Raw genomic sequence first — 23,786 nt, forward strand, 5'->3', positions numbered from 1 at the left:
TTTCATAAGGAGTGTATATTGCTCAAAGCCAAATTCCATAATAATGAAATCATTACTTTTATTTCAACATGAATTAATTATAACATATCCTATTTACTTATACAAATTTTATTTTGTATAATTCTAAAATTTCAACTTAAACTAATTCTGTGCACTTTAATTAATAATGCTATTTAATTAAAATAATAAACACTAATTTCTTGGGTCTAAACTTTTATTTTAAAATAAGGAGAGTACAATGAAACTATTAAAAAAAATTTCTCTATTTCTTGCATTTTTGTTTATTACATCCATATTACAGCAAATACGTCCTATAAATTTTAATAGCATTTCATCAATAAATAATATAGATCCGCCTATAAGAGCCAGCGTGCTAATAAGCGACTTCAATATTTATATAACTTCACTTATAGTAGATAATATGAAAAAGGTTGAGTTAGAAAATCCTGAGACAATTCATTATACTTTTTTTGATTGCAAAGGAAGTCAAGATATACAAAATAAACAAGTAAATTCTATTCTCAGATCAAAAGAGGCTGACATTTTAATAATAGATATGGTAAATATAAATTCTACTAAATATGTTATTGACAGAATTAAAGAAAGTAATATTCCTGTGATGTTTTTTGGTAATGGTGAATTAACCCCTGTTATGTCTTACACTAAATCTTGTTTAGTAATTATAAATCCATCAGAAGGTGGTGTTTTACAAGGGCAAATTCTTGTTGATGCATGGAATAAAAATAAATCATATATTGATAAAAATAATGATAATATACTACAATATGTTATGCTAGAAGGCTCCCTAAATAATATGTACGCAGTTGCACGTTCAAAATATTCTATTCAAACAATTAATGAAAATAATATAAAAACCGAAGACATATCTACAAAGATCTGTGATTGGAAAGAGGAAGAAGCCATGAACACTGTTAATTCACTACTCTTAAAATATGATAATAGAATTGAAGCAATTATCTCTAATGATGATACCATGGCTATAGGTGCCATTACGGCTTTGCAAAGAAATGGCTATAATATTAATAGGCAAAATGTGCTTGTTGTAGGATTTGATGGACGGAAAGAAGCTCAGGATCTAATACAAAAAGGTGTAATGACAGGCACTGTGCTTGTAAATCCATATGATTGGGCTAAAGATGTTTATTTTATCGGAATGAATTTAATTTATAATAGAAATCTTATTGAAAATACAAATTGCACAATTGATTATACACAGAAACTATTAACTATACCATATGGAGGTGTAGTTGAAAATTTAAATTAATTATTAATAAAAAAAGCTTCATAAGCTTTTAATATAAAGCTTATGAAGCTTTTTTCAATTCCATTTCCTTGTTAACAGTGCTTTCATTACTAGAAGTATTTTCTTCAACTCTTGTAATATATTTAATTAAATTCATATAGTCAGCTGAACCTGCATTTGCCTCTGAAACTACTCCTGCTAATAAAACTGCCTTTTTAAAAGCCTTTAAATTAAATACCTCTTTAATAAATTTAATCATTAAATCATCTCCTTAAATTTTATGTTCTTATAATACCCTTTTTTTACACATAATAAAAGGAATTTATTTACAGAAATCGTTTAATTTTATTAATAAATTGTTAATAAGTTGTTAACAATTTATTTTTCGTATTGAAACCTTTTACGAAAACGTATATAATTGATTGTTAATTATCAAACAAAGTCTTTTCATCTTAATATACTTCAAAATTTACTATTTTATTAATTTATTTATAAAAAAGCGTTGATAGCCATATTTCTAGCTAACAACACTTTCTGTAATAGAGCATTTTATTTTAACATTAATGCTGCTTCTTCGCTTGTTCTAATCTTACCCATCCTAGGAAAGATGTGCTTACAAACATAATCATGTTCTTCCTTTGACATTGCTGCCATTGCATCTTCTACAAAAATTTGATTATACCCATGTTGGTATGCTTCTCTTGCTGTAGTATCTACTCCGATTCCAGTGGAAATACCACCTAATACTATAGTATCAATTCCTCGGCGTCTTAATTGCAAGTCTAGGTCTGTACCATAAAAAGCTCCCCATTGTCTTTTTGTAATAATATGAGCATTCTTAGTATTTGCTATTTTAGGCACTAGAATATCCCAGCCTTCTGGATATTTCATTGCATTAACTTCTAAATCTGTCTTTGGTTTAACCATATCTTTTCCATCTGTAGTAGAAACTCTTACAAGAACTACAAATGCACCCTTTTCACTAAATGCATTAATTAATTTACTGGCATTTTCAACTACCTTCCCACCACTATATGGTGCAAGTTCTCTGTTTACAATTCCATTTTGTAAATCTATTAGTACAAGAGCTGTTTTATCTGCTTTTAATAATTCATTTTCTGGTAACTTATTCATTTTTTCTCTCCTACTCATTTTTATTTTTTATATGATAATTATTAATTTAAACTAAGTTTTTTATACACATTAAAGTAAACCCATGCTGCATTTATTAGCAGCAATGCGCTCGTAATAAAAAATACATATCTTATTCCTAAGTATGCTGCTACCTGTCCACCCAGAACTGAACCTCCAAATACTCCTAGATATCCCGCTGCCATGCTAAAGCCAAAAATTCTGCCAGTTATAGCATCTGGTGTTATTTTTTTTACTAAGATATTAACAGATGGACTAAGCCCTCCTGCCGCTAATCCTAATACAAAACGGAGAAACATTAACTCCCAAGGATTTTTTACAAATGCCTGAGGTATAAAAATAATTCCAGCAACCACAAGAGCTATTAATATAACTTTATGTGCTCCTATCTTATCTGAAAGTTTGCCAAGTCTCGGAGCCGCTAGTATATTTGCTAAACCCGAAGCTGAAAATGTTATTCCAGCTAATAATGCAACATGAGTGCTATTTTTAGATAACTGATCAACATATATTGTTACAATAGGCTCTACAGTGTATAATGCTACACTTAATATGAAGAAGGTCACAAACATTGTAATCGTCAAGTTCTTCTCTGGAACAGTTCTCCACACTTCTTTAAATGTAGATACTTTTTTATCTTCACGCTTAAATGATTCCTTTACAAATAAAGCAGTTGTGAGGAATGCAATAAACATTAATGCACTTGTTATGAAAAATACACTTTGCAAACCTACTGCTTCTTCCATGAAGCCCCCAAATGTTGGCCCAAGCAAAGAGCCTGCAATATTTGCTGTAGAAAGTGTACCTAAAGCATATCCAGCATGTTCATTATCAGTTTGTGTTGCAATTAGCGTAGTACATGCTGTGCTGTAACCTGTTATTACACCTTGCAGCAATCTTAATCCTATAAGTATGTATACATTTGGTGCAAATCCCATGCATCCAATTACTATTGACATCCCAAGGCTTGCTCTAAGTAACATTGGCTTTCGTCCAAATTTGTCTGCAGCCTGTCCCCAAATTGGAGAAAAAATTGCTGAAATAATAAATGTAATTCCAAAGGCAATCCCAGATATTTGTGAAATCAAGGCAGTATCTCTAACACCAAGTTGTTGTATGTATAAAGGTAACACCGGAGCAATCTGGCTCATGCCTATACCCGTTACAAACATTCCAAACCAACAAAATATTAAATTTCTTTTCCACATCTTCATAAGTATATTTCATCCCATTTCTTTTAAAGTAATTATATAAAATTCTTCAAGAATCCTATTTCATTTTTTAATTGATATAGATATCTAATTTATAAATTGAACTTATATATAGAATAGTCACCTATATTGGTTAATTTTTTGTATACATATATCAGAACTTACATATATCTAAGTTCAAAGTTTGCTATCTATATGATACACCAACCATACTTTTCAACATAATATTAAACTATTTTTTATAGTTTGTAAACTATACTTTATAAGTTGATAAATATTCTTTCAAATGTTAAACTATTTTTACAAGACGAAATCACTGGGGGTGACACAAAATGCAAAAGAGAAATTTAACTAAAGAAAAAATTATTCAAGTAGCCTTTTCATTGGCTGATGAAATTGGTTTTAATCAGCTTACTTTTCCGAAAATTGCTGAGAAACTTAATATAAAATACCCTTCTTTATATAACCATTTTACTAATATGAATAATCTAAAAATAGAGATGACAATATATACATTAAAAGAATTGAATTTGAAACTCATGCAGAAATTAATTGGCAAGAGTGGTGAAGATGCTATAAGAGAATTGGCTTATGTTTACAGGGATTACGCCTTCGAAAACAAAACTGCCTATATGCTTTATGTAAGTACTCCAAGCACAGAAGATAATGAAGTAAAACTTTTGGCAAGAGAAACTAACAACATCATACGTAAACTTCTAAGCTTTTACATTAAAGATGAAGTACTTTTAGTTCATAAAAGTAGAAATCTAAGAAGTCTTTTACATGGCTTTGTTTCTTTATATTCCTTTGGATATTTTCACAATGATATAGCTAATTTAGACGAGAGTTTTCAATTAATGATAGATGATTTTATTTTATCAATAGTTACTAAATAAAAAAGTTATATAGAACTTGCATTCCTTTTAATTTTTCATTATATAAAATTAAACTTACCGAATTATTTTTATACGGTAAGTTATTTTTATTTTAATTAAAATTCAAGTTTTTCACGTATTAATATATATTTTTTTCAAATAATAGTGCTATAAGAACAATTATGCTCGGAGGTTTCAAATGAAAACACTTAAGAAAATCCTAGCTATGACCGCAATCATAATTATGTGTAGTATAATACTAGTAAATAATTTTAACAATGTTTTTGCTACTGACACAAGATCTCCTGTTAGAATTGGTGTTTTTTCAAAAGATTTAAATGATGATTATCTTATACTTCTTCGTAAGAGTTTTGAAGAAATTCAAAAAAGAAATCCAGAAAAAGTTATCTTTACTTTTTACGATGCCAAATTTAATCCAGAAACACAAAATTTAAATCTTGAAAATACTCTGAAAGAAGGAATTGACCTTGTTCTTTTAGATATGGTTGATGTAAACCAAGTAGATGAATTCGTAAAGAAAATTGCAAAATATGATATTCCAGTAATATTTTTTAATAGAGAACCGCTTAATTTAGATCCTCTTAAAACCTATAAAAAATCTCTATATATAGGAACAGATTCAAAGCAAGCCGGTATTTTGCAAGGAAAAATGATTGCAGATGCTTGGAAAAATTATAAAAAATCTATGGATAAAAATAATGATGACATATTACAATATGTTATGCTAGTTGGTGAAAGATTTAATAAAGCATCTATGGATAGATCAACTTTCTCTATCTCAACTATCCAAGAATCTGGTATTAAAACACAGGAGCTCGCATCAAAGATTTTAAATTGGAGCACAGAAAATGCAAAAGATACAGTAGGTGCTTTGTTTTTAAAATATGGCAATAATATAGAGGCCATAATTTCAAACGACGATTCTATGGCCATTGGTGCTGTTCAGGCATTGCAGCAATATGGTTATAATAGCGGAGATAAAGCAAAAGTTATTGCAGTTGTTGGGGTAGATGGAGTCCCTGAGGCTCAGGACCTTATTTCAAAAGGTTTCATGTTAGGTACCGCTTTTCAAGATCCTGATAATATGGCTAATACTATTTACACTGTAGGATTGAATTTAATTGATGGAAAAAATCCCACTGATGGCATTCCTTACAAATTAGATGATACTGGAGTTGCTATAAAAATTCCTTTTAAAGAGGTTACTGGGCCAATGTTTAAGCAATAAAATATGACAACACTTTATAGCAAATTAAGCAGTATATTAAATAGTATCCTGCTTAATTTGCTATAAAATTTCTTTTTAAATAAAAAAACATTATACTTTATAAGACAACTGAGTAATTACCAAATTCAATAAATTATAGATTCTTCTTATTATGTAATCAACTAATAAAATTAGAACATTAGAATTGCAGCTTAATATATTATAATATACCGTCTCTTTTTAGGTGATAAAATGGAATTTAATAATGCTACCGTAAATCTAACTGGTAATGATGAATTAGATTTAGAATTATTACAAATAGAAATATCAGCCACATACATTGATATATTTTCAAGCATACTTAGTCTTATTGCATCACAGCAAGCTCAAGAACTTATATTACAAAGAGCAATGGAGTCAAAACAGAACCAAAACCAAAACAAGGAACAAGACCAACAGCAAAATAAACACAAAAAACATCATAAAAGACGAAATTCTAACCATAAGAAACAACAAAATCAATCTAATGAACAGAATCAGTCTAATGGGCGAAACCAAAATGATGTGCAGCATCCAACTCCAAGTGAAATAGCAACCTTTGCAAGCTGTCTAGGTGTATTCACAATTCTTATTTATGTTAGAATTTCATTCATCAGATTAATTGAAATATATAACAACATTCAATCTGGTACTACTAACTTTACCCTCCTTCCTAATGTACTAGGAACTGTTGGTTTATCATATTCCGCTATAGGCAATATATTAAAAACAATTGGTGCAATTAAGAGAGTAGATGAAGAAGGCGAAATTATTATCTTTTAATTATGAGTCATAAAATAATTCATATGTTATTTTATGGCTTTTAATATTATTTACTATAAACGAGCGAAATTGCAAACAAATATTTCCAATTGAATAACTAAAAAGATACTTATGCAACATTGAAAAGCTCTAAAATGGTATCAATAGGCTCTCCAGCTTGAGTTTTTTCATAAATGAAAGTTATTTTTTCGGCCTCTAATTGAACTCTAGCATTTTTTAATCCATCACTAAATTTTAAAGTATCTTCGGATACTTCTAATCCACAATAAACATATGTAATCATCATAATAAGCAGATATCTTTTTATACTTTTTTCACTGCGAATTTGATAATCATCTAATCCTAGTTTTTTCTTAGATTCTCTAAAGAAAATTTCGATCGGCCACCTATGTTTGTAGTGGTTTAGCAATTCCAATAATGACATATTAGAATCAGGACTTATAAAAGCTCTTAAACAGCCATCTTTAAAAAGAGCTTCTTTAGGCCAACTTAGAATTATTAAGGCTTCTTTTAAATCATTTAACTTTCCTTTATAGGAATATACATAATACTCTGAGTTGCCAACTTTAACTAGGTCGACATCCTCTTTAGTTAGTGTTTTCCCGAAAGCGTTAAGCTTAATACCAAGTCTTTCATGATTAGTAGGATAAATTACTCTGTTAGTACGTAATCCACCTACATATTTGAAACCAGCTTTTTTAGAAGCATTAAAAATCTTTTTACAACTATACCAGCTATCACACAAAACATATCCTTCATTTTTTGGAGATGGTAAGGAATTTATAAGCTCAATAGCCATTTGAATTTTACTCTTAATCTTTTTGTCGTAAATAGATATTGAGTATGGCATAACAACATCATCACAAATAAGCATAACAGTTACTAATTGATGTCCGTAAACAGTTTTATGTTTTAAATGAGAATTATGAAAACTACACTTTTCAATAGGTTTTACTGCCTTTGACGAGGGCACAGTCCTTTCCGAGATAGTATCATCTATAGCGACATAGATTGGTTTTCCAGTTGCTTTAGAAATTTCCCAAATCTTTTTTATAACCAAATTACGGAGTGCTCTTTCAACAAAGTCTTCATTCCAAGGACTTTTAGATAAGAATTTTCCTACATTCGTCCTATGCCTGAAAGGCATAAGGTCGGCTACGTCAGTAACTTTACCTACAAATCCTTTTTTATCATAGCACTCATAATAAGAGCTATAATATGAAGCTGCGGCTTAGTAAAATAAATTGCAAATCTTGATTCTTTTAAGAATTTGATTATAGATGATGAATTTGTTATAATTGAGCCTATGAACATTTATGTTATCTCCTTGTTATTTTTTGTGTGAGAACTTAATTATAACAAATGATTTTATAAATGTTCTATTTTTATTATTGGTAAGTTATTGGATGTAAAAACGCTCGTTTATAGTATTTATTTACATGGACACTCTTTTAAAGAAGTATGTTTTGCTTCTTCCAATATATCTTTCATTAATAATCTCACCAGATTTGAGGCACAAAAATGTGCTTACTTGATATTTTATATCCGTATAGATATACTAATAACATATCGAATTATTGGTTTCATGTAAATAATATAATGGGAGTGTGGATATTTTGAAAAAGTTATTCTCAGAATTCAGTATTAAAAATGTACAAATTAAAAATCGTATTTGTGTTCCTCCAATGGTGGTTCCATTTGCTAGCGATGGATTTGTAACCCCTGAAAATATCGAGCGTTATAAACAATTAGCACAAGGTGGGACTGGACTTATAATCCAAGAAGCTACCTGTGTTAACAAAAATGGATTATTAGCAGAAAAGCAGATTGGAATATGGAGCGATGAACAAATTGATGGTTTAAAAAGCATAGTTGATACAGTTCATAAAGAAGATTGTGCGATATTTGTTCAAATTCATCATGCAGGCGTTACTGGAATATCAGAAAGCCCACTATGTCCAAGCGCCTATGAATATAAAACCTCCGCTGGAAGTGTTATTGGACACGAAATGACTACAGAAGAAATTAAATCTATTCAAAGCGACTTCATCGAAGCTGCAAGAAGAGCTTATGAAGCTGGATATGATGGTATTGAGCTTCATGGTTGTCACGGATATTTGATTAGCCAATTCTTAAATAAAAACGTAAATAAGAGAACTGATGAGTATGGCAGCTCTCCTGAAAAGTTTGTAATAGAAATAATAGAAGGTATTAGAAAAGTAACTCCAAAGGAATTCGTTGTTGGAATACGTTTAGGTGGATTTGAGCCTACAATCGAAGATGGATTACATTATGCTAAAGTACTGGAGAAAAATGATGTAGATTTCCTTGATGTTTCATATGGATTTTTTAATGAACAGGAAGTTAATATAAGTAATGACTATAAATATTCTGCTCCTGTTTATGCTGCTGAAAAAATAAAAGCCGAAGTTTCAATTCCTGTATTTGCAGTTTACGGAATCAATTCGCCAGAACTTGCTGAAGAGATATTAAATGAAACTAATGTAGATCTTGTAGATATTGCTAGAGGAACTCTTATAAATCCTAATTGGGCAAATGACGCGAAAGCTGGTAAAGACACTGGTAAATGCTTAAACTGCTCAAAATGCATGTGGTTTGGTCAATCTGACATATGTGGTGGAAAAGCTTTATTAGAGAAGAATAATAAATAAGAATAATATAATTTCATCTAACTTATTTAAAAGAAAAGGCGGTATTTCAAAAAATACCACCTTTTCTTTTTATACTTTTTCAATTTAGTATCTTATTTCTCATCTTATATCATGAAATTATACACATTAAAAGTTTTCTTAAGCTCTATAGTACTTTTATTTATCACTTATGGTTGCTCAAAGTAATTAGAAAAAAAATTTGGATACTGTTTTGACATGCTTTTTACCTGCTCTAAAAAATTGTTTGAATATTCCATAATAGCTTTTCGCATTGCTTCAGTTTCACGCTTACGAGCTGCTGTAACCATTCTTTGGTGTTCATCAATAATAGATCCTACACCATTAATCTTACCATGCAATAGGCGGATACGATTATAATGAGAAGCTACATTTTCAATAGTCTTCCAAGATAATGCCTGCCCTGCTGTTTCAAAGATAAGCTGATGAAAGCGGTTATCTTTTGAATAAAACTCTCCAAAATATTCCTTATCTAAATATTTTTTCTGATTACTTATAAGCTCCTGCATTGTATCTGCCACAAGTTCACTGCAACGACGAATAAATGCATCCACTACAGCAGACTCCAGCGAAGTTCTAATAAACCACTCTTCGTAAACTCTTTCCAAATCAATCTTTGATACAACAGTTTTTCGCTGTGGATATATTTCCACCAAACCTGACTGTTGAAGACGAACTATAGCCTCACGTACTGGAGTTCTACTAACACCATAGCGCTCTGAAAGTTTCTGCACACTAACGTTCATTCCTGGTTCCAGTGTCATATTCATAATATCTTTTCTTATTCTGTTGTAAGTTACATCATTCAATGAATTACTATTATTAACAACCATCAAGTATTCATCTACACCTTCCTCAACTCATTTCTAAAACATCATGATAAATTTTCTCGGCACTAAAAGAATCATAGGCATAATATAAGAGAATATCTAGGATAAAAGGTGAATACTTAAGTCCATTCAGTTCCCTTGTAAATGCCATTGCTCCAATTTCACCTAAAGCACGTATGGTAGAAAAATTTTTTAAGCCAAGAAAATTCCACAACAATATTTTTTCCGTCCGTGTATATATTTCTTGTTCAAACTTATCTTCTATATAATGAAAAATCTCATGACCCAATATAGTATTCATTATACTATTTTTTTCAAAATATTCAACAAGTGCAGGTTCAGCCTCTAAAACCTGATTAGCTGCTTTTTCTATAGGTTCTGTCATGATTTCTATCTTATCTGGAGGTGTATAGCAGGCAAATAATATGCGTTTTCCAGTTATCCTTTCATCTTGCATTCTGACCTTCAACTTTAATTTTTCAGCTATTACGCTTACATCTGAAGTTCCGTATTCATGTATCACATACTCCGCATATTCTCTTCCACAGGTCACAGCTTTTTTAATCATCTCTAATCTCTTGTTTACAGGTATACGCTCTTTTAAAACATCTCTCGAAAATGCATACAATCCCCAAGTCACATCGTCTACCTTTAATAAATTTCGAATCATTTCCTCCAATATGAATTGTTTCTGCATATTTCCTCCATTTTTTAAGTATCATCATATACGTTTTATAATATAAACTTTTCTCGTTATTTCTGATTAATATTTGCAGCTACTACAATAAGTTCTTCATCCGGCTCAAGAGTAGACACTTCTATATCCATTAATAACTCTAGCTGTTCATAATCATTTGCAGTAAAGTCCATTACACGAGCACCTATACATAGATAAAAATCTGGTCTTGCAATAAGTTCTGTCTTATATACAGCCATATCTTCCCATAATTTCTTAACAGCATTTATATATTCTTCTGCTGTCGTTTTTATTGCTAAGGCGCGGCTTCTTTGAACCTTAATAAAGCCCTTAGTATCTAAAATACGTATAGCTCCTGGATTTTCAGAACTTGAAGTTTTCTCCCCATAGACATAAAAATATTTAGTCTTCTCTAAAAGTTGTACTTGGTCTATTGAAATACGCATATCATTTGCGGCAAGCTCCAGAGCTTCCTCTTCATCACATTCTTTTAATAGATCTGTTGTTTTTACTTCTGTCGAACCAGTTGCTATAGCTGTTACTTTGTTGGTCTGTGCATCAATATCAATATGTATTTCCACACTTTCTGCTGTAGCTCCACTTTCTATTGCTTTATTCATGGCCTCCATCTTAATTGCACGAATATCATCTTTCGAAGGTGAAGGAATAATACGCTCTACCACGTCTCTTACCATGGCTAATGCTACACCAATTGAAGAAATAACTTCTGCATTTTCAGGAATACTATACTTCACTCCCATTTTTTCTGCAAAATATATAATTAAAGATGCTGCACCTCCCCCAACACCAACTAAGGAAATTTGATCTTTCTCTAATTTATACTTTTCTGCAAGAGATAAAATTACTGGCTCAATTTTTGCATAAGATTTTTCCATTATCTGCTTTGCAATATCTTCAGTAGTTGTTCCGCAATAATCAGCCAATGCCTGCATGGCTTTCTTAGCAGCCTCCACTTTACCATACGAAAAATGTTCAGGCTTAACTATTCCAAGAACATTAGCTGCACAAGAATTTGTTATGGTAACTCTCTCCCCATTTTCTAGCTTTATTGCTACATAATCTGATGGATCTCCAGACTTTGGAGAGAAGAATTCTACCTGTGGTCCATTAATTTTCTCTGGATCTGTAAATACTGAATAGTCCAATCCTGCTATATGAGCCGATCTTGGTCCAACATCTATGATTCCGTTTTTATCTGCACGAACCATAGAACCTCCAGCCACACCAAGAACTTGTACATCTAAAGAACTAATATAAGTAGAATGTCCTCCTACGACAGAATAATCAATAGCAGGTCGTCCATTTTTAATAACTCCTATATTAGTAGTTGTCCCACCTACTTCGAAATATACACCATTTGAAGCTCTTAGATACATTAAAGATCCCATAACAGAGGCTGCTGGCCCAGAAAGCATAGTTAGGACAGGACGTTTTTTCATTTCAGTAATTTCCATAACACCTCCATCCCCTCTCATTATCATCAGAGGAACGTTAACACCTGCTTCTCTTACTGAACTTTCTGTTGAATTAGCTGTATCTAACATTTTGGGAAGAATACTTGCATTAATTGCGGCTGTTCTTGTTCTTCTTGTTAATCCATAAAGCTTTGTAATATCTGAAGCCATGGTAGTCGGAATTCCCTTTTTATCTGCTACTTCATAAACTATTTTTTCAGGTCTTCCATCGTCTACGCCAAAAGCCATGGAAGAAACCACTACCTGCGCTCCCTGATTTGTAATATCATCAATTACTTGCTTCACAGATTCTTCGTTAAGCCCTTTTGTTTTCATAAAACTGTTAATGATTTTAATTTCTTTTCCATTTCCTAAATCTATATTATTTAATTTTGTTTGCTTTTTTGCTAAGAAGCCTTCAAAACCACCTTTTGCCATACCGACAATACCTACCTTGGCAACATCTCCTTCAATAAGTGCATTGGTTGCCTGTGTTGTACTATGAGCAACAAATATAACATCTTCTGGTTTTATATCATTTTCAGTTAAGCAGTTTTCGAAACATTTTACAACCCCCGCTGCTACTCCTCTTCTGTCATCATGAGTGGTTTTCACCGATGATTTTCCTATAATATCATGGGTTTCATTATCAATAGCAACAGCCTTTGTGTGAGTTCCCCCTACATCAATACCCATTCTAACTTTTCTTCCCATATCTTTCACCATCCAATCTTAATCTGATTCTACCTAAATTAGTCTGAATAACCGGCTATCATACTCCCTAACAGCCGGCCTTATTATATAATTATTTTTAAACTAAATTACCATATAAAATAAATACAATAATGCAAAGAATTATTCCTACAATCCATCCAGTTGGTATTGACATTCTCATGTATTCTTTTGTAGATACCTTTGTATATCCGAATCCCCACGCAACCCATGACTGAGTAACATCTAAATGTTGAGGGGCAATAGTTGTAACTGCAAATAGTGGATATAAAAATTGAACTGGCCAAGCTGCTATTGATACAACTACTGCAAGAAGTGCAGCGCCACATCCAACCAAATTCATAGGTCCACGGAAAAATCCAAGTGGTGTTAGTATTGCAAATACGACACATAATATTAATGCGCTTTGAGGAATTACACCTCCAAACAAAGCTTTAAAATAAGGAGCAACAAAAGCTGCTGCATTATTAAACATAGCCAAAGCTAACAAGAAACCGATCATTGGTGCTACATCAATTGCTCCGTCAGCAAACTGCTTTGCAAGCATTGCACATACATTAGAAAAGCCGCCTTTTAATTTTCCACAAGTTAATAATGCGTATAAACCAGAAATAATAAATCCAAAAATAATTGGAATATTAAAAGCGACTACTCCTACTACTGGGAGAATAACAGATATCCATGAAATTGCTGGTGCATTTGTTGTATTTCCAGAATCAGCTGTAGCTGCCCATGCATGAGATAGCTTCTTTTTACTCATTGAAACATTAGCTACAACTATTACAACAATCAAAGCAACAATCATTGCAATTATACCAAATTTAAAGTACGTATTATAATCATAGCTTGCATAATCCTTATTTGCAGCAGCAAATATAGCTTGATATTTGTTTAAAGTTAACAATATTAGCAAAAATACCAGCCATAATAGACCCTACAAACGAAAACAGAGCTATAGGTGATGGAATACCTAGTGATAGCATAATAGGTAATACGATTACAGCAATAGAAATAACTGGTCCAATTCCTGTCATAGATGTGAAAATAATCGAAGTAACAATGCACAAAAGTGCCATAGTTATTCTTGGTTTATCACCACCAAGTTCAACTACTTTACGAATTAAAGTTGATGCAATTCCTGTATCAATTAACACTCTTCCAAAGAAAGCACCGAAGAATATGTTAACGAGAATTGATTTACCGTAATTTTCAGGACCTGTTTGAAAGACATTCGTAAGAACATCGATAAACGTTTGTCCCTTCATCGCAGGGTTTTCCGAGATAACGTTTCCAATAAGTGCGAGTGCCACCCAGAGCACAGACATGATGAAGAACCCCACCATTAGGTTGTACCCTTTTACACAATACCATACCATTCCAAAGAACGTTAAAACTAAAATGACACCTAAAACAACATTTATAGCATCCATAAAGGACCCTCCTTTAATAAAATAGTTTAAAAAATACGTTTAACTAACATGTTAGTCAAATACATTTACATACTAACATGTTAGTTAAACGCTGTCAATCTATATTTTCATATTTTGTATAAAATTTCCTCTATGTGTTCTTGATTAAATTTCTATTAAAATTATCTTTTAATCCCTCATAAAAAAATATTCATAAGCCTTGATATGATTAAAGCAAATTTTATCATATTCTTAGAAGCATTCAAGTTTTCCATTAATGACGCTATGATACTTATGAAGTCAATTTTGATAAACAACTGAGCCTAAATAAGGATTTTCTTTAGCATTAAGCTTACCGACTAGTTTAAAAACTTCCTGAAAATCTCTAATCTAAACTCTTCCAATATAGTTAGCAGCTGTAATTTACCTTAACAGTAAGTTAATACTTATTTTATCTATCCAAAAAAGGAGCTGCCACAACGGCAACTCTTGATCAGATTTATGTTTATGAATTTATTCTATAAAGCCTTTTTGTTGCAATAATACCTTAGTTTCATTCCACAATTTGTTTTGCATGAGCTCATCATTACCAGGATATATAGGAACAATAGCTTTACCTGTTCCAACATTAAAATATCCACCAGTTACACCATTATATTGGTGATCTATAGCTAAACGAAGAATAATCTCTGCACCTTTATGCGGATCTCCAATGTGTAATAATTTCAATATCCGTTCAAGCACAGTAGCAAACCAAAGTTCTCTCCCTAAGCCGGTAACATTAAAACCTGGATTAAGTGCATTAACTGTAACCCCTGTTCCTGAAAGTTGTCGTGCTAATTTCTCATTGAACATAATATTTAACAATTTGGTTTTCCCATAAATCAAAGATGAACCTCTATTCGTAAAATTAGATGTATCTATTAAATCTTCCGGCAGCTTAAGCTCACCATGATTACGTGATGCCTCAGAAGCAACATTTACAATTCGTGCATTTCCTAACTTTATTAAAGAATCCTGCAATATATTAGTAAGCAGCCATGGAGCTAAATAATTAACTGCTATCATTTCTGAAAAACCTTCTGAGGTTACACGCTGCTCAAATGCATGTAATCCTGCATTATTTATCAATACATCAATCTTGGGATATGCTGCTCTAATTTCCTGCCCAATTCTTCTTACATCTTTCATAATTGATAAATCTCCAAAGAAAAAGTCAATTTTAGCTTTAGGATTTATATCTTCTAACATTTTTCTAGTTATCTCAGCTCGTTCCTTGTTTCTCGCCGTTAATACTAAATGTGAACCTCGCTTTGCTAATTCAATTGCAACCAATTTTCCAAGTCCACTAGTAGCGCCAGTAATAACGATAATTTGCTGTGTATTCATATTATTTTTCCTCCTACTTAGGCACAATCAAAAAAATAACAGACCAGTATGCTTGCCTATTTTGTGTCATACTGTGTCAGCAAATTTTACTAATAGACCCACTATGAGCAGAATTTACTTCCTTGCCTGACGCAAAATATGCGTCGCATCTTTGGTCTATTATTTTCTTTCATGTGCCTTATATACTTTCATTAGTTAACACTTGAACATAAAGTTCCCATTTCTAATTACTACTATTCTTTATATTAACCTTGACATCCTCGATTCCAATAAATATACTTGATATATGTCAATTATATTTACTTATTTGATATATGTCAAGTAATTTTAAAATATTTAAACTCGAGGTGAACTATGAAAGATTATAATAATTGTGAAAATAATGAACGAATTATATTAGAACAACAATTGGGTGAACAGCTAAATGCGTTGATTAGTGCTGCCCATGCTCTCAACGTCAGAACTGCAGAAAGTTTTGATTCCACATTACAACCCGCTTCTTTCCTAATTGTCCGTTGGCTTTTTTCATTTGGACCAGCAAGTGCCACAGTTTTAGCAGAATCAACAGCTATGGATCGCAGTTCTGTTAGTCGTCTTTTAAGCCAATTGAAACAATTAAACTATGTAAAAAGTGAACCTTCTCCTAATGATCGTCGTGGTGTACTTTTATCATTAACAGAACTTGGTAAACAAAAAACTATAGGTGCTTTAAAAGAAAAGGAATCTGCTTTTTATGACCGTATTTCCAAATGGGACGATTACAAGCTTGAAAAATTTGTTAAAATGCTTAAAGATTTTAACGGTTATGACTAAAACATGAGACATATACATTTAAACTAAGTTTTATTATTTTTATAATTCTAGTTTTAATTTTACATTCAATAAGTTCTCTTGATGCTTTTCTCTTTATTTAGTACGTATTATTTCTTCTGTAGGAACTATATATTATTTAGTATTATTTATATTTAGTATTATTAAGTATTCGATTTACCGCTAGCGGTAAATCTGTTATCGGTTTTTCCGTTAACTGTAATTCTGCTTTCGGTGAAAATACTGATTTTAACAAGTTTTCATCCGTAATTAGATTTCCTGTCAACGGTTTTTCCATCATCGGTAAAGCTGACATTTTATCTTACTAAAATAAGTCTCTTTGAACATATATTCATTTCCTACCGACTATGATATAATAACCATGACGAATTGGGGGTGTTTTTTTATGAAGGTCTGTGATACGTTCAACTTTAAATTAGCTTGCTCCTTGCGAAGACTACAACAAACTCAGCTATGCTTTGTTTGGAGCCTAAGCTTATTATTTATTTAGTTAGCTGAAATGCGTACATGTTTTAGGCTCTGTAACACATAGCTTTTTGTATTCTTTGCTTTAATGCCATGATAAAAAAATGGAGGAGTAAGGAAATGAAGTATGCTAAAGCACAAGATGTGTTACCAGAAGAAATTATTGAAATAATACAGAAATATGTAGATGGAAAATATCTTTATGTACCCAGAAAAGAGGAAAATCATAAGGCCTGGGGAGAGAAGAGTGGTATAAAAAATAATCTTAAGGTAAGAAATAATGAGATTTACAAAAAGTACACTGATGGAACTACTATTAATGAACTAACTCAAAAATATTACCTATCCGAAAAAAGTATAAGAAGGATAATAAGTCAGGAGAAACTCATAGGCTCATAATCATTACAGAATTATATATTAGATTGAATGCTTGTTTTAAACCATGTTATGATTTCATTGTGGAAATCCAATGTAAGTTCTATCATTGATTGTTTAAAACAAAATTCAAGAATGAAATGGCTGTGAATATTATAATATGTTTTAAATTTAGATGATTATTGTTACTTTCAATTGGAGTAACAATAATCATCTTTTTAATTATCTAATTGCAAAATAATATTTAGAGCAAAGTTACATTTACTTATATGAATAATAAAAATGATATATTTTATTAGAAAAGAGGTGCTCGATTTAATGAAAGCTTTTATAAAAAAACATAAATATAATTATATAAAAAAGTGTTTATATGATTTAAATAACGCTTATAATAGTTCTGTAGATGATAATATTATTCAAGCTACTAAATTATATATTAATGAAAAAATATTAAATATATTTAAAGATTTATCTGAAGAAGAAAAGACTTTACTTGATATTACAAAAATAAACAATCCCCTATATATTGATGAATATTTAGCTAAACTTGATGAGTATGTCTATGGAATGCCAAAAGTTCCAAATGCTCATATTAATAAACTGTTTAAAAAGGAAAAGAAGCTAAAATTACCAAACATTGATGTACAAGATTCCAAAAATGTATACTTAGGCTGGATTGATGAATCTACACAAAAGTTATTTGTTGCTTATAATATGAACGAAAAACTCATAGGTATGACTTGTAAAATCACAAATTCAGCTTCTAATAATTCTCACATGTGTGTTCTTTGCAATAATATAGGACGTGAAAATGATGTTGCCTTTGTTTCAGCTGTCTGTAAAACATCCAATTCCGGAGAAGGAGCCTATAAATCAATAGGTTTTGATATATGTTTAGATAGCAAAAAATGTAATGACCGAATTTCATCTATTGAAAAACTCGAAAAAATTCTAAAAGAAGTTAATAACATGAAGTAATAACACCCTGGATTTTCAGTTTCCCTAAACAAAAAATTGTAGTAATAATAAAATTAATAGGTGCAAGTCTAAAGAATTATATAATGTTCTTTAAACTTGTACCTATTAGCTTGCTCATTTATTTTATTATAGAATTACATTTCTACTTTCAGATGCCTTAGTAGACCTAAAGGAGAATACTTAACTTTTAATTATTCTGCTTCAGGCTTTTCTTCTTGCTTCCCTTGCTTTAACAAAAGTGTTGGAATAATTACTATAGCAGTAATTATTGAAATAACAAACATGGTATCATTAAGAGCTTGAAGTTCTGCCTTAACTGCAACCTCTCCAAAAATCTTTGTTAAAGCTATCCCCTTTGCATTACTAACAGATATCCCGCTTTTAATAAGAACACCCTGAATCATTTTATATAGCTTCATACTATTTTCATTAAACGAAGTTACTTGTGCTGCTAAGTTAGAATAATCAATTACATTTCTATGTTGCATAATGCTTGTAATAACTGTAATGCCTATAGATGTTCCTATTTGTTTTACCGTATTCATTAAAGCTGAAGCATCTGCCATTGCCGCTTTAGGTAATCCGCTAAAACCTATGGCTTGAACTGGTGCCATAAGAAATCCTACTCCAAAACCTCTAATCATTAATAAAATCGTAATAGTTGAATTTGAAGTATCTAGGGTTATTTTTGACATGCTATAACTATTAAAACCTATTAAAATTAATGCAGCTACAGCAAATATTCTTATATCAATTTTATTTCCAAACTTACCATAAACATTCATTGAAATAGCAGTTGCTATGGCTTCAGGGAATAATATAAGCCCTGCACTCAATGAATCAAGTCCTTTAATTTGTTGAAGAAATATAGGCATTAAAAACACACCGCCATAAAGGGCTAATATTGCAACGTTCATAATAATATTACTCATGCAAAAAGTATAATTTTTCAAAAGCCTTAAATCAAGCATAGGTTCTTCAATTAGCAATTCATTCACTATAAACATTATAAGACTATAACATCCAATAATCATAAGCATAATATTTTTAATATCGCTCCAGTCTATGTCGCTTTGTCCAAGTACGTAAAGAACACATGACATTCCTATACTTGATGTCAAAAATCCAATAATATCAAATTTCTTTGTAGACTTATTCCCTGATTCCTTAAATATTAAGATAGCCATTATTGTAGCGATTACTCCAATTGGAATATTTATAAAGAAAACAACTCTCCAATTAAAATTTTGAATAATATATCCCCCTAATGTTGGTCCTAAGGCTGGAGCTGCCATTACACACATACCCATAAGCCCTATGACAATTCCTATTTCACTTTTATCAAAAGTTGTTATTAATATTGTCATACCAAGAGATATAATAAAGGCTCCCCCAATCCCCTGAACTATCCTTGCAACTATTATACTAGTTTCATTCCACGAAATTCCACACATTAATGAACCTAAGGTAAATAGTATCAATGAAGTAACAAATACTTTTTTCATACCAAATTTATCACCAAAATACCCTGTTGAAGGAATAATAACTCCTAATGTGAGAGTATATGAACTAATAACCCATTGTATTTGGTCAATGGATACATTGAAGGTCTGCATCATTTTTGTAATAGAGAGATTAACAACGCTTGTATTCAAACTTGACATAAATACTGCCATAACTACTGCACTCATTATAAGCCATTTAGATGAGCCTTCTTCTTTATTTTCCATACTCTTCACCTACTTAACATGAATTTTTATATATGCATTTGTACCCGGCAGAATACTCTCATTTATATTTTCAAGTTCAATTTTTACGGGTACTTTTTGAACTACTTTTGTGAAAGTTCCGCTTGAAGAAGATGGGAGAAGTGAAAATGCCGAGTTTGAAGCTTTTCCTATAGATTCTACTTTCCCTTGAAATGCCTGCCCATCAAATTCATCTATTTTTATATCTACATTTTGCCCTGGCTTTAATTTTTTTACCTCTGTTTCTTCAATATTTGCTGTAATATAAAGTTTTTGTGGATCAACCATCACTGCTAGTGTAGATCCAGCAGAAGTAAATTCACCGCTCTCTGCTTCTTTTTTTATGACCAAACCACTGATTGGTGCTCTAAGCAAAGATTTGTTAACATTTGCATCAGTTATTCCATCGTCATCCATGCGGCCAACAATTTGATCTTTAGTTAAAGTATCTCCTTCTTCTGCATTAAATTCCAAAAGGTTCCCTGAAACTTGCGGCGTTATATCTATAAAATCACCAGCTACCTGCGCATCTTCGGTTGAAACAAAGTATTCATTTTCATACCAATAATAAAGTCCAACTCCGCTAAGTGTTATTAACATAGCAGCAAATATGCACAAAATTATTATTTTACGTTTTCCTTTCATTGCTATCATCCTCTCCTAACCTCTTACACCAACTTCTGCAAACATGCCAGGCTCTAATTGTGAGTTTGGATCTGATAAAGTTATTTTTACTAAAACAGTATTACTTTGAGAATTTAACTTCGAATTTATTACTGATATTGTTCCGTCAAATTCTAAATCATCTACTTCTGATACTTTAATAGTTACAGTTTGTCCTTCTTTTAAATTTTTTGTAATATTTAATGGTACATATGCATTTACACATAAAGCATCAGGATTAGATATTGAAACAAGAGCTGTACCTGGTGATGCCATTTCTCCTGAATTTATACTTTTCTCAGTAATTTTTCCTGAAATTGGTGCCGTAATATTTTCATTATTTAGTGCTACCTGCGCGGTATTTAAGGCTGCTTCAGCTTGTTTAACCTGTGCTTTATAAACATCTATACTTGTTTCTGTAGCTCCATTTTTAAGCATATTTAACTGATCCTGTGCTGATTTTTGTGCTGAATCTGCAGATGTAAGTTGTTGCTGTGCTGAATCTAGCTGCTGATTTGTTCCTGCACCTGAATCAACTAAGGCCTTTGTACGATCATAATTCTTTTTGGCAACATTATATGATTCCGTTGCACTATCTAGTGATGCTTGTGCTTGTTCTATCTGTTCAGGTCGTGTGCTATTCATTGCATTAGTTAAATTAGCATTTGCAGTATCTACTGCTGCTTGTGCTTGATTTACCTGAGCTTGTAAATCTTGAGTATCTAATTTAATGATAATATCGCCTTTATTCACAATTGATCCAACATTAACTGATATATCTGAAACTCTAGCTGAAATTTTTGAAGCCACATTGACCTCATCATCAGTTTCAATCCTTCCAGCCATAAGGTATACAGAATCTTGCTTACTTACATTTTCAACTTGAACAATATTTTCATTCTTATTATTGTTTGAAGAGCAGCTAGTGAGGGTAGATGTTCCTATAAATACTGGTAATATAATTAATAGGATATATTTTTTCATAATCACTTACTCCTTTAATTATTTATTTACAAAAAATCATTATTTTTTACTTCCAATTTAGAATTTTCATCTTTAAGCTTAGGTAATATTTCATTTAAAGTTACTATCGCATTTTTAAATGCTTCTAAATCATCTGGATTTAATTTGCTAAAAGTATCGCTAAATGAATTCTTATATTTTTCTATGTTAACTTTTACGTATTCCCTACCTTTTTCATTTAGCTTGATTAAAAAAACTCTTCTATCTTTTTCTGAGCTTACACGTTCTACAAATCCAAGTCTTTCAAGCTTATCTACTAAAACAGTAATATTCTGCTTTGTAACCTGTAGTTTATTTCCCAGCTCACTCATTGATAGTTCTCCTCCCATTAATCCGTGAAGAATCAATATGTGAGATCTAACCAATCCTTCTTCACCTTCTTTTAAAAGTTTATCCATCTTGCCATATAAAATATCCTTAAAATTATGAGCTGTATGAGCTGTATCTCTCATTAAATTTTCTATCTCTTCGTTTATCATAATAAATCTCCTTCTGTTAAGTTAAACATCTGATATTAAACCGTTGGATAGTCAACTGATTGACTAATTGAATAATATCATAGTTTTTTTCCATAATCAAGTATTTTTAAAATAATATGGTTTTGATCAAGCTGAACTAGTTAATGAATTTCCACTAAATAAATAATTTTATTATTTTTTATAAACATATTTCACATAAATATATACAAGTAGCTTTAACAACAGTAATTATAAAAAAATAAAAGAAACCCAATCTTCTTTAATCTATATTGGGTTCCTCTTATTAATTTAGATAAACTATTAAAATTATAATAATTTGAAGCTATAACCTTGTTTTATGCTATATTCCTCTTTTATATAACCAATATGAATAGCCGCAAGGCACTATCACAATAATTAGTATAATAAGCAAAGTCAATGGAATCCCCTTTACCTGTATACAGCCTCCAATTATCATAAAAATTCCACCTAATATCCAAAGGTATCCTGCCATATGATGTGTTTTATTCCAATTCACTTCACTATTTAATGTCCATGGCAATCTAATCCCTACAGTGTAATTTTGCCTGCACTTTGGTAAATAGTTTCCTGTTGCTACAAGAATGACCCCTACAATTCCTAAAGAAATAATTTGAATAGGAATTTTATATCCAAGCGCAATAAACAAGGTTACAGGTACTAATATAACTGAAAGAATGGGAGCAGACCATTTTCCTAAATATTTCAAGATTTCTGGCGAATTTATTTTTTTCGGATCATTATTAAGTTTAAAATGCGTAAAAATATTAATTACTGCCATTAAAACTGGCAACCCAAATGCTCCAACTGCTTTAGGCGCATAATTATTAGGAACTCCATTATAATTAAAATGAATAGGAACTAATTCATGTAATTTATTATATAACATAACTGAAAGAATCAAAGGTAGAAAACAAATAATAGTTGTAGTCCATAAAAGTTTATCTTTTTTCATCTTTACTGCCTCCAAATTGTGAAAACCAAAGCATCATTTCTTCAAATACAGATACATTGATTTCGTAATATATAAAATTTTTATACTTTGTTTCTAAAATAAGTCCAGCCTTTTTCAATTGAGATAGGTGATATGAAATTGTTGCTCCTGTCATATCGAATTCCTTTGAAATCTCACCTGCTGATTTTTTCCCGCCTTTGAGCATTACTAAGATTTCTCGTCTGACTGGATCTGATAGTGCTTTAAAGGTTTCTGGAAATCCCAATTTGTCATCTCCTTTTACATTCTATTTAGAAATATCTCTAAATAGAATGTATCAAGTTTTCTATAAAAAGTCAATATCTATTTAGATTTCTTTCTAAATAGATATCTGTTAAAATATTTATCCAAACTCCTAAAACACCCTGAACATAGAAAACAGCCAAGCATATTGACAATTATAATCAATAAGCTCGACTGCTTTTTATATTTTATATC

25 protein-coding genes are annotated in these 23,786 nt (G+C 31.1%); 8 read left to right on the forward strand and 17 right to left on the reverse strand.

The annotated features are described in order from the left end of the window. The first annotated feature begins 238 nt into the window (after positions 1-238). Positions 239-1,285, forward strand: a complete 1,047-nt coding sequence (locus CDLVIII_RS21390; RefSeq protein ID WP_009171557.1) for a substrate-binding domain-containing protein — start codon at positions 239-241, stop codon at positions 1,283-1,285. A gap of 40 nt (positions 1,286-1,325) precedes the next feature. Here the strand turns inward: CDLVIII_RS21390 and CDLVIII_RS21395 are convergent, their stop codons facing one another. From CDLVIII_RS21395 to CDLVIII_RS21405, 3 genes are all read right to left on the reverse strand, one after another. Next, entirely contained in the window at positions 1,326-1,523 is a 198-nt protein-coding gene (locus tag CDLVIII_RS21395; protein ID WP_009171558.1) for a hypothetical protein, read from the reverse strand. A gap of 290 nt (positions 1,524-1,813) precedes the next feature. After that, a complete protein-coding gene (locus tag CDLVIII_RS21400; RefSeq protein WP_009171559.1) occupies positions 1,814-2,398 on the reverse strand; it encodes an isochorismatase family protein in 585 nt (194 codons plus the stop codon). Between the two features lie 41 nt (positions 2,399-2,439). Further along, positions 2,440-3,630 (reverse strand): multidrug efflux MFS transporter, encoded by a 1,191-nt coding sequence (locus tag CDLVIII_RS21405; RefSeq protein ID WP_009171560.1) that lies wholly within the window; start codon positions 3,628-3,630, stop codon positions 2,440-2,442. 329 nt (positions 3,631-3,959) lie between these two features. Here CDLVIII_RS21405 and CDLVIII_RS21410 point away from each other — a divergent pair, with 329 nt between their 5' ends. The 3 genes from CDLVIII_RS21410 to CDLVIII_RS21420 all read left to right on the forward strand — a co-directional run bounded on the left by CDLVIII_RS21410 (position 3,960) and on the right by CDLVIII_RS21420 (position 6,552). Further along, on the forward strand, positions 3,960-4,523 hold the full coding sequence (locus CDLVIII_RS21410) for a TetR/AcrR family transcriptional regulator (protein WP_009171561.1): 564 nt from the start codon (positions 3,960-3,962) through the stop codon (positions 4,521-4,523). Between the two features lie 178 nt (positions 4,524-4,701). Continuing rightward, positions 4,702-5,751 (forward strand): galactose ABC transporter substrate-binding protein, encoded by a 1,050-nt coding sequence (locus CDLVIII_RS21415; protein ID WP_009171562.1) that lies wholly within the window; start codon positions 4,702-4,704, stop codon positions 5,749-5,751. A 231-nt stretch (positions 5,752-5,982) separates the two neighbouring features. Then, complete coding sequence (locus CDLVIII_RS21420; RefSeq protein ID WP_009171563.1) at positions 5,983-6,552, forward strand: hypothetical protein; 570 nt, start codon at positions 5,983-5,985, stop codon at positions 6,550-6,552. A 109-nt stretch (positions 6,553-6,661) separates the two neighbouring features. On the opposite strand, the gene CDLVIII_RS21425 is transcribed toward CDLVIII_RS21420, so the two are convergent. Continuing rightward, complete coding sequence (locus CDLVIII_RS21425; protein WP_242835784.1) at positions 6,662-7,699, reverse strand: IS701 family transposase; 1,038 nt, start codon at positions 7,697-7,699, stop codon at positions 6,662-6,664. A 26-nt stretch (positions 7,700-7,725) separates the two neighbouring features. Beyond that, the gene (locus CDLVIII_RS32280) at positions 7,726-7,866 is read right to left on the reverse strand and encodes a hypothetical protein (RefSeq protein WP_242835785.1); all 141 of its coding nucleotides are present in this window, start codon (positions 7,864-7,866) and stop codon (positions 7,726-7,728) included. A 293-nt stretch (positions 7,867-8,159) separates the two neighbouring features. Here CDLVIII_RS32280 and CDLVIII_RS21430 point away from each other — a divergent pair, with 293 nt between their 5' ends. Further along, positions 8,160-9,224 carry an NADH:flavin oxidoreductase gene (locus CDLVIII_RS21430; RefSeq protein WP_347461898.1) on the forward strand — a complete coding sequence of 355 codons (1,065 nt, stop codon included), beginning with the start codon at positions 8,160-8,162 and terminating at the stop codon, positions 9,222-9,224. 167 nt (positions 9,225-9,391) lie between these two features. Here CDLVIII_RS21430 and CDLVIII_RS21435 read toward each other — a convergent pair whose 3' ends face one another. From CDLVIII_RS21435 to CDLVIII_RS21455, 6 genes are all read right to left on the reverse strand, one after another. Then, positions 9,392-10,012 carry a GntR family transcriptional regulator gene (locus CDLVIII_RS21435; protein WP_242835786.1) on the reverse strand — a complete coding sequence of 207 codons (621 nt, stop codon included), beginning with the start codon at positions 10,010-10,012 and terminating at the stop codon, positions 9,392-9,394. An 85-nt stretch (positions 10,013-10,097) separates the two neighbouring features. Further along, positions 10,098-10,769 (reverse strand): hypothetical protein, encoded by a 672-nt coding sequence (locus tag CDLVIII_RS21440; RefSeq protein WP_009171567.1) that lies wholly within the window; start codon positions 10,767-10,769, stop codon positions 10,098-10,100. Between the two features lie 56 nt (positions 10,770-10,825). After that, positions 10,826-12,958: a hydantoinase/oxoprolinase family protein gene (locus CDLVIII_RS21445; RefSeq protein WP_009171568.1), complete on the reverse strand. Its 2,133-nt coding sequence runs from the start codon at positions 12,956-12,958 to the stop codon at positions 10,826-10,828. A 97-nt stretch (positions 12,959-13,055) separates the two neighbouring features. Beyond that, positions 13,056-13,880, reverse strand: a complete 825-nt coding sequence (locus CDLVIII_RS32285; RefSeq protein ID WP_242835787.1) for a hypothetical protein — start codon at positions 13,878-13,880, stop codon at positions 13,056-13,058. Continuing rightward, complete coding sequence (locus CDLVIII_RS32290; protein ID WP_242835788.1) at positions 13,834-14,301, reverse strand: SLC13 family permease; 468 nt, start codon at positions 14,299-14,301, stop codon at positions 13,834-13,836. Before CDLVIII_RS32290 ends, CDLVIII_RS32285 begins: the two co-directional genes overlap by 47 nt. Positions 14,302-14,898: 597 nt before the next feature. Beyond that, a complete protein-coding gene (locus tag CDLVIII_RS21455; protein WP_009171570.1) occupies positions 14,899-15,774 on the reverse strand; it encodes an SDR family NAD(P)-dependent oxidoreductase in 876 nt (291 codons plus the stop codon). 354 nt (positions 15,775-16,128) lie between these two features. Between CDLVIII_RS21455 and CDLVIII_RS21460 the strand changes: the two genes are divergently transcribed. The 3 genes from CDLVIII_RS21460 (at position 16,129) to CDLVIII_RS21470 (ending at position 18,423) form a co-directional block, all read left to right on the forward strand. Continuing rightward, the gene (locus CDLVIII_RS21460; RefSeq protein ID WP_009171571.1) at positions 16,129-16,587 is read left to right on the forward strand and encodes a MarR family transcriptional regulator; all 459 of its coding nucleotides are present in this window, start codon (positions 16,129-16,131) and stop codon (positions 16,585-16,587) included. A gap of 603 nt (positions 16,588-17,190) precedes the next feature. Beyond that, entirely contained in the window at positions 17,191-17,469 is a 279-nt protein-coding gene (locus CDLVIII_RS21465) for a CD3324 family protein (protein WP_009171572.1), read from the forward strand. Between the two features lie 294 nt (positions 17,470-17,763). Then, positions 17,764-18,423 carry an elongation factor G-binding protein gene (locus CDLVIII_RS21470; protein WP_009171573.1) on the forward strand — a complete coding sequence of 220 codons (660 nt, stop codon included), beginning with the start codon at positions 17,764-17,766 and terminating at the stop codon, positions 18,421-18,423. 191 nt (positions 18,424-18,614) lie between these two features. Here CDLVIII_RS21470 and CDLVIII_RS21475 read toward each other — a convergent pair whose 3' ends face one another. The 6 genes from CDLVIII_RS21475 to CDLVIII_RS21500 all read right to left on the reverse strand — a co-directional run bounded on the left by CDLVIII_RS21475 (position 18,615) and on the right by CDLVIII_RS21500 (position 23,574). Further along, the gene (locus CDLVIII_RS21475) at positions 18,615-20,153 is read right to left on the reverse strand and encodes a DHA2 family efflux MFS transporter permease subunit (protein WP_009171574.1); all 1,539 of its coding nucleotides are present in this window, start codon (positions 20,151-20,153) and stop codon (positions 18,615-18,617) included. 9 nt (positions 20,154-20,162) lie between these two features. Next, entirely contained in the window at positions 20,163-20,816 is a 654-nt protein-coding gene (locus CDLVIII_RS21480) for an HlyD family efflux transporter periplasmic adaptor subunit (protein WP_009171575.1), read from the reverse strand. 15 nt (positions 20,817-20,831) lie between these two features. Continuing rightward, positions 20,832-21,818 (reverse strand): efflux RND transporter periplasmic adaptor subunit, encoded by a 987-nt coding sequence (locus CDLVIII_RS21485; RefSeq protein WP_009171576.1) that lies wholly within the window; start codon positions 21,816-21,818, stop codon positions 20,832-20,834. Positions 21,819-21,844: 26 nt separating this feature from the next. Then, the gene (locus tag CDLVIII_RS29425; RefSeq protein ID WP_009171577.1) at positions 21,845-22,336 is read right to left on the reverse strand and encodes a MarR family transcriptional regulator; all 492 of its coding nucleotides are present in this window, start codon (positions 22,334-22,336) and stop codon (positions 21,845-21,847) included. A gap of 340 nt (positions 22,337-22,676) precedes the next feature. After that, positions 22,677-23,309: an SdpI family protein gene (locus CDLVIII_RS21495; RefSeq protein ID WP_009171578.1), complete on the reverse strand. Its 633-nt coding sequence runs from the start codon at positions 23,307-23,309 to the stop codon at positions 22,677-22,679. Then, positions 23,296-23,574: an autorepressor SdpR family transcription factor gene (locus CDLVIII_RS21500; protein ID WP_009171579.1), complete on the reverse strand. Its 279-nt coding sequence runs from the start codon at positions 23,572-23,574 to the stop codon at positions 23,296-23,298. The genes CDLVIII_RS21495 and CDLVIII_RS21500 overlap by 14 nt, the downstream gene beginning before the upstream one ends. Positions 23,575-23,786 lie beyond the last annotated feature (212 nt).

The organism is Clostridium sp. DL-VIII, assembly GCF_000230835.1.
In the GTDB taxonomy this organism is placed as follows: domain Bacteria; phylum Bacillota; class Clostridia; order Clostridiales; family Clostridiaceae; genus Clostridium.

What these genes read in the sequence shown, in the direction of transcription:
- CDLVIII_RS21390 (WP_009171557.1), top strand. Translation starts at nt 239, where the DNA reads ATGAAACTATTAAAAAAAATTTCTCTATTTCTTGCATTTTTGTTTATT.
- CDLVIII_RS21395 (WP_009171558.1), bottom strand. Translation starts at nt 1,523, where the DNA reads ATGATTAAATTTATTAAAGAGGTATTTAATTTAAAGGCTTTTAAAAAG.
- CDLVIII_RS21400 (WP_009171559.1), bottom strand. Translation starts at nt 2,398, where the DNA reads ATGAATAAGTTACCAGAAAATGAATTATTAAAAGCAGATAAAACAGCT.
- CDLVIII_RS21405 (WP_009171560.1), bottom strand. Translation starts at nt 3,630, where the DNA reads ATGAAGATGTGGAAAAGAAATTTAATATTTTGTTGGTTTGGAATGTTT.
- CDLVIII_RS21410 (WP_009171561.1), top strand. Translation starts at nt 3,960, where the DNA reads ATGCAAAAGAGAAATTTAACTAAAGAAAAAATTATTCAAGTAGCCTTT.
- CDLVIII_RS21415 (WP_009171562.1), top strand. Translation starts at nt 4,702, where the DNA reads ATGAAAACACTTAAGAAAATCCTAGCTATGACCGCAATCATAATTATG.
- CDLVIII_RS21420 (WP_009171563.1), top strand. Translation starts at nt 5,983, where the DNA reads ATGGAATTTAATAATGCTACCGTAAATCTAACTGGTAATGATGAATTA.
- CDLVIII_RS21425 (WP_242835784.1), bottom strand. Translation starts at nt 7,699, where the DNA reads ATGCCTTTCAGGCATAGGACGAATGTAGGAAAATTCTTATCTAAAAGT.
- CDLVIII_RS32280 (WP_242835785.1), bottom strand. Translation starts at nt 7,866, where the DNA reads ATGTTCATAGGCTCAATTATAACAAATTCATCATCTATAATCAAATTC.
- CDLVIII_RS21435 (WP_242835786.1), bottom strand. Translation starts at nt 10,012, where the DNA reads ATGAATATGACACTGGAACCAGGAATGAACGTTAGTGTGCAGAAACTT.
- CDLVIII_RS21440 (WP_009171567.1), bottom strand. Translation starts at nt 10,769, where the DNA reads ATGCAGAAACAATTCATATTGGAGGAAATGATTCGAAATTTATTAAAG.
- CDLVIII_RS21445 (WP_009171568.1), bottom strand. Translation starts at nt 12,958, where the DNA reads ATGGGAAGAAAAGTTAGAATGGGTATTGATGTAGGGGGAACTCACACA.
- CDLVIII_RS32290 (WP_242835788.1), bottom strand. Translation starts at nt 14,301, where the DNA reads ATGTCTGTGCTCTGGGTGGCACTCGCACTTATTGGAAACGTTATCTCG.
- CDLVIII_RS21455 (WP_009171570.1), bottom strand. Translation starts at nt 15,774, where the DNA reads ATGAATACACAGCAAATTATCGTTATTACTGGCGCTACTAGTGGACTT.
- CDLVIII_RS21460 (WP_009171571.1), top strand. Translation starts at nt 16,129, where the DNA reads ATGAAAGATTATAATAATTGTGAAAATAATGAACGAATTATATTAGAA.
- CDLVIII_RS21465 (WP_009171572.1), top strand. Translation starts at nt 17,191, where the DNA reads ATGAAGTATGCTAAAGCACAAGATGTGTTACCAGAAGAAATTATTGAA.
- CDLVIII_RS21470 (WP_009171573.1), top strand. Translation starts at nt 17,764, where the DNA reads ATGAAAGCTTTTATAAAAAAACATAAATATAATTATATAAAAAAGTGT.
- CDLVIII_RS21475 (WP_009171574.1), bottom strand. Translation starts at nt 20,153, where the DNA reads ATGGAAAATAAAGAAGAAGGCTCATCTAAATGGCTTATAATGAGTGCA.
- CDLVIII_RS21480 (WP_009171575.1), bottom strand. Translation starts at nt 20,816, where the DNA reads ATGAAAGGAAAACGTAAAATAATAATTTTGTGCATATTTGCTGCTATG.
- CDLVIII_RS21485 (WP_009171576.1), bottom strand. Translation starts at nt 21,818, where the DNA reads ATGAAAAAATATATCCTATTAATTATATTACCAGTATTTATAGGAACA.
- CDLVIII_RS29425 (WP_009171577.1), bottom strand. Translation starts at nt 22,336, where the DNA reads ATGATAAACGAAGAGATAGAAAATTTAATGAGAGATACAGCTCATACA.
- CDLVIII_RS21495 (WP_009171578.1), bottom strand. Translation starts at nt 23,309, where the DNA reads ATGAAAAAAGATAAACTTTTATGGACTACAACTATTATTTGTTTTCTA.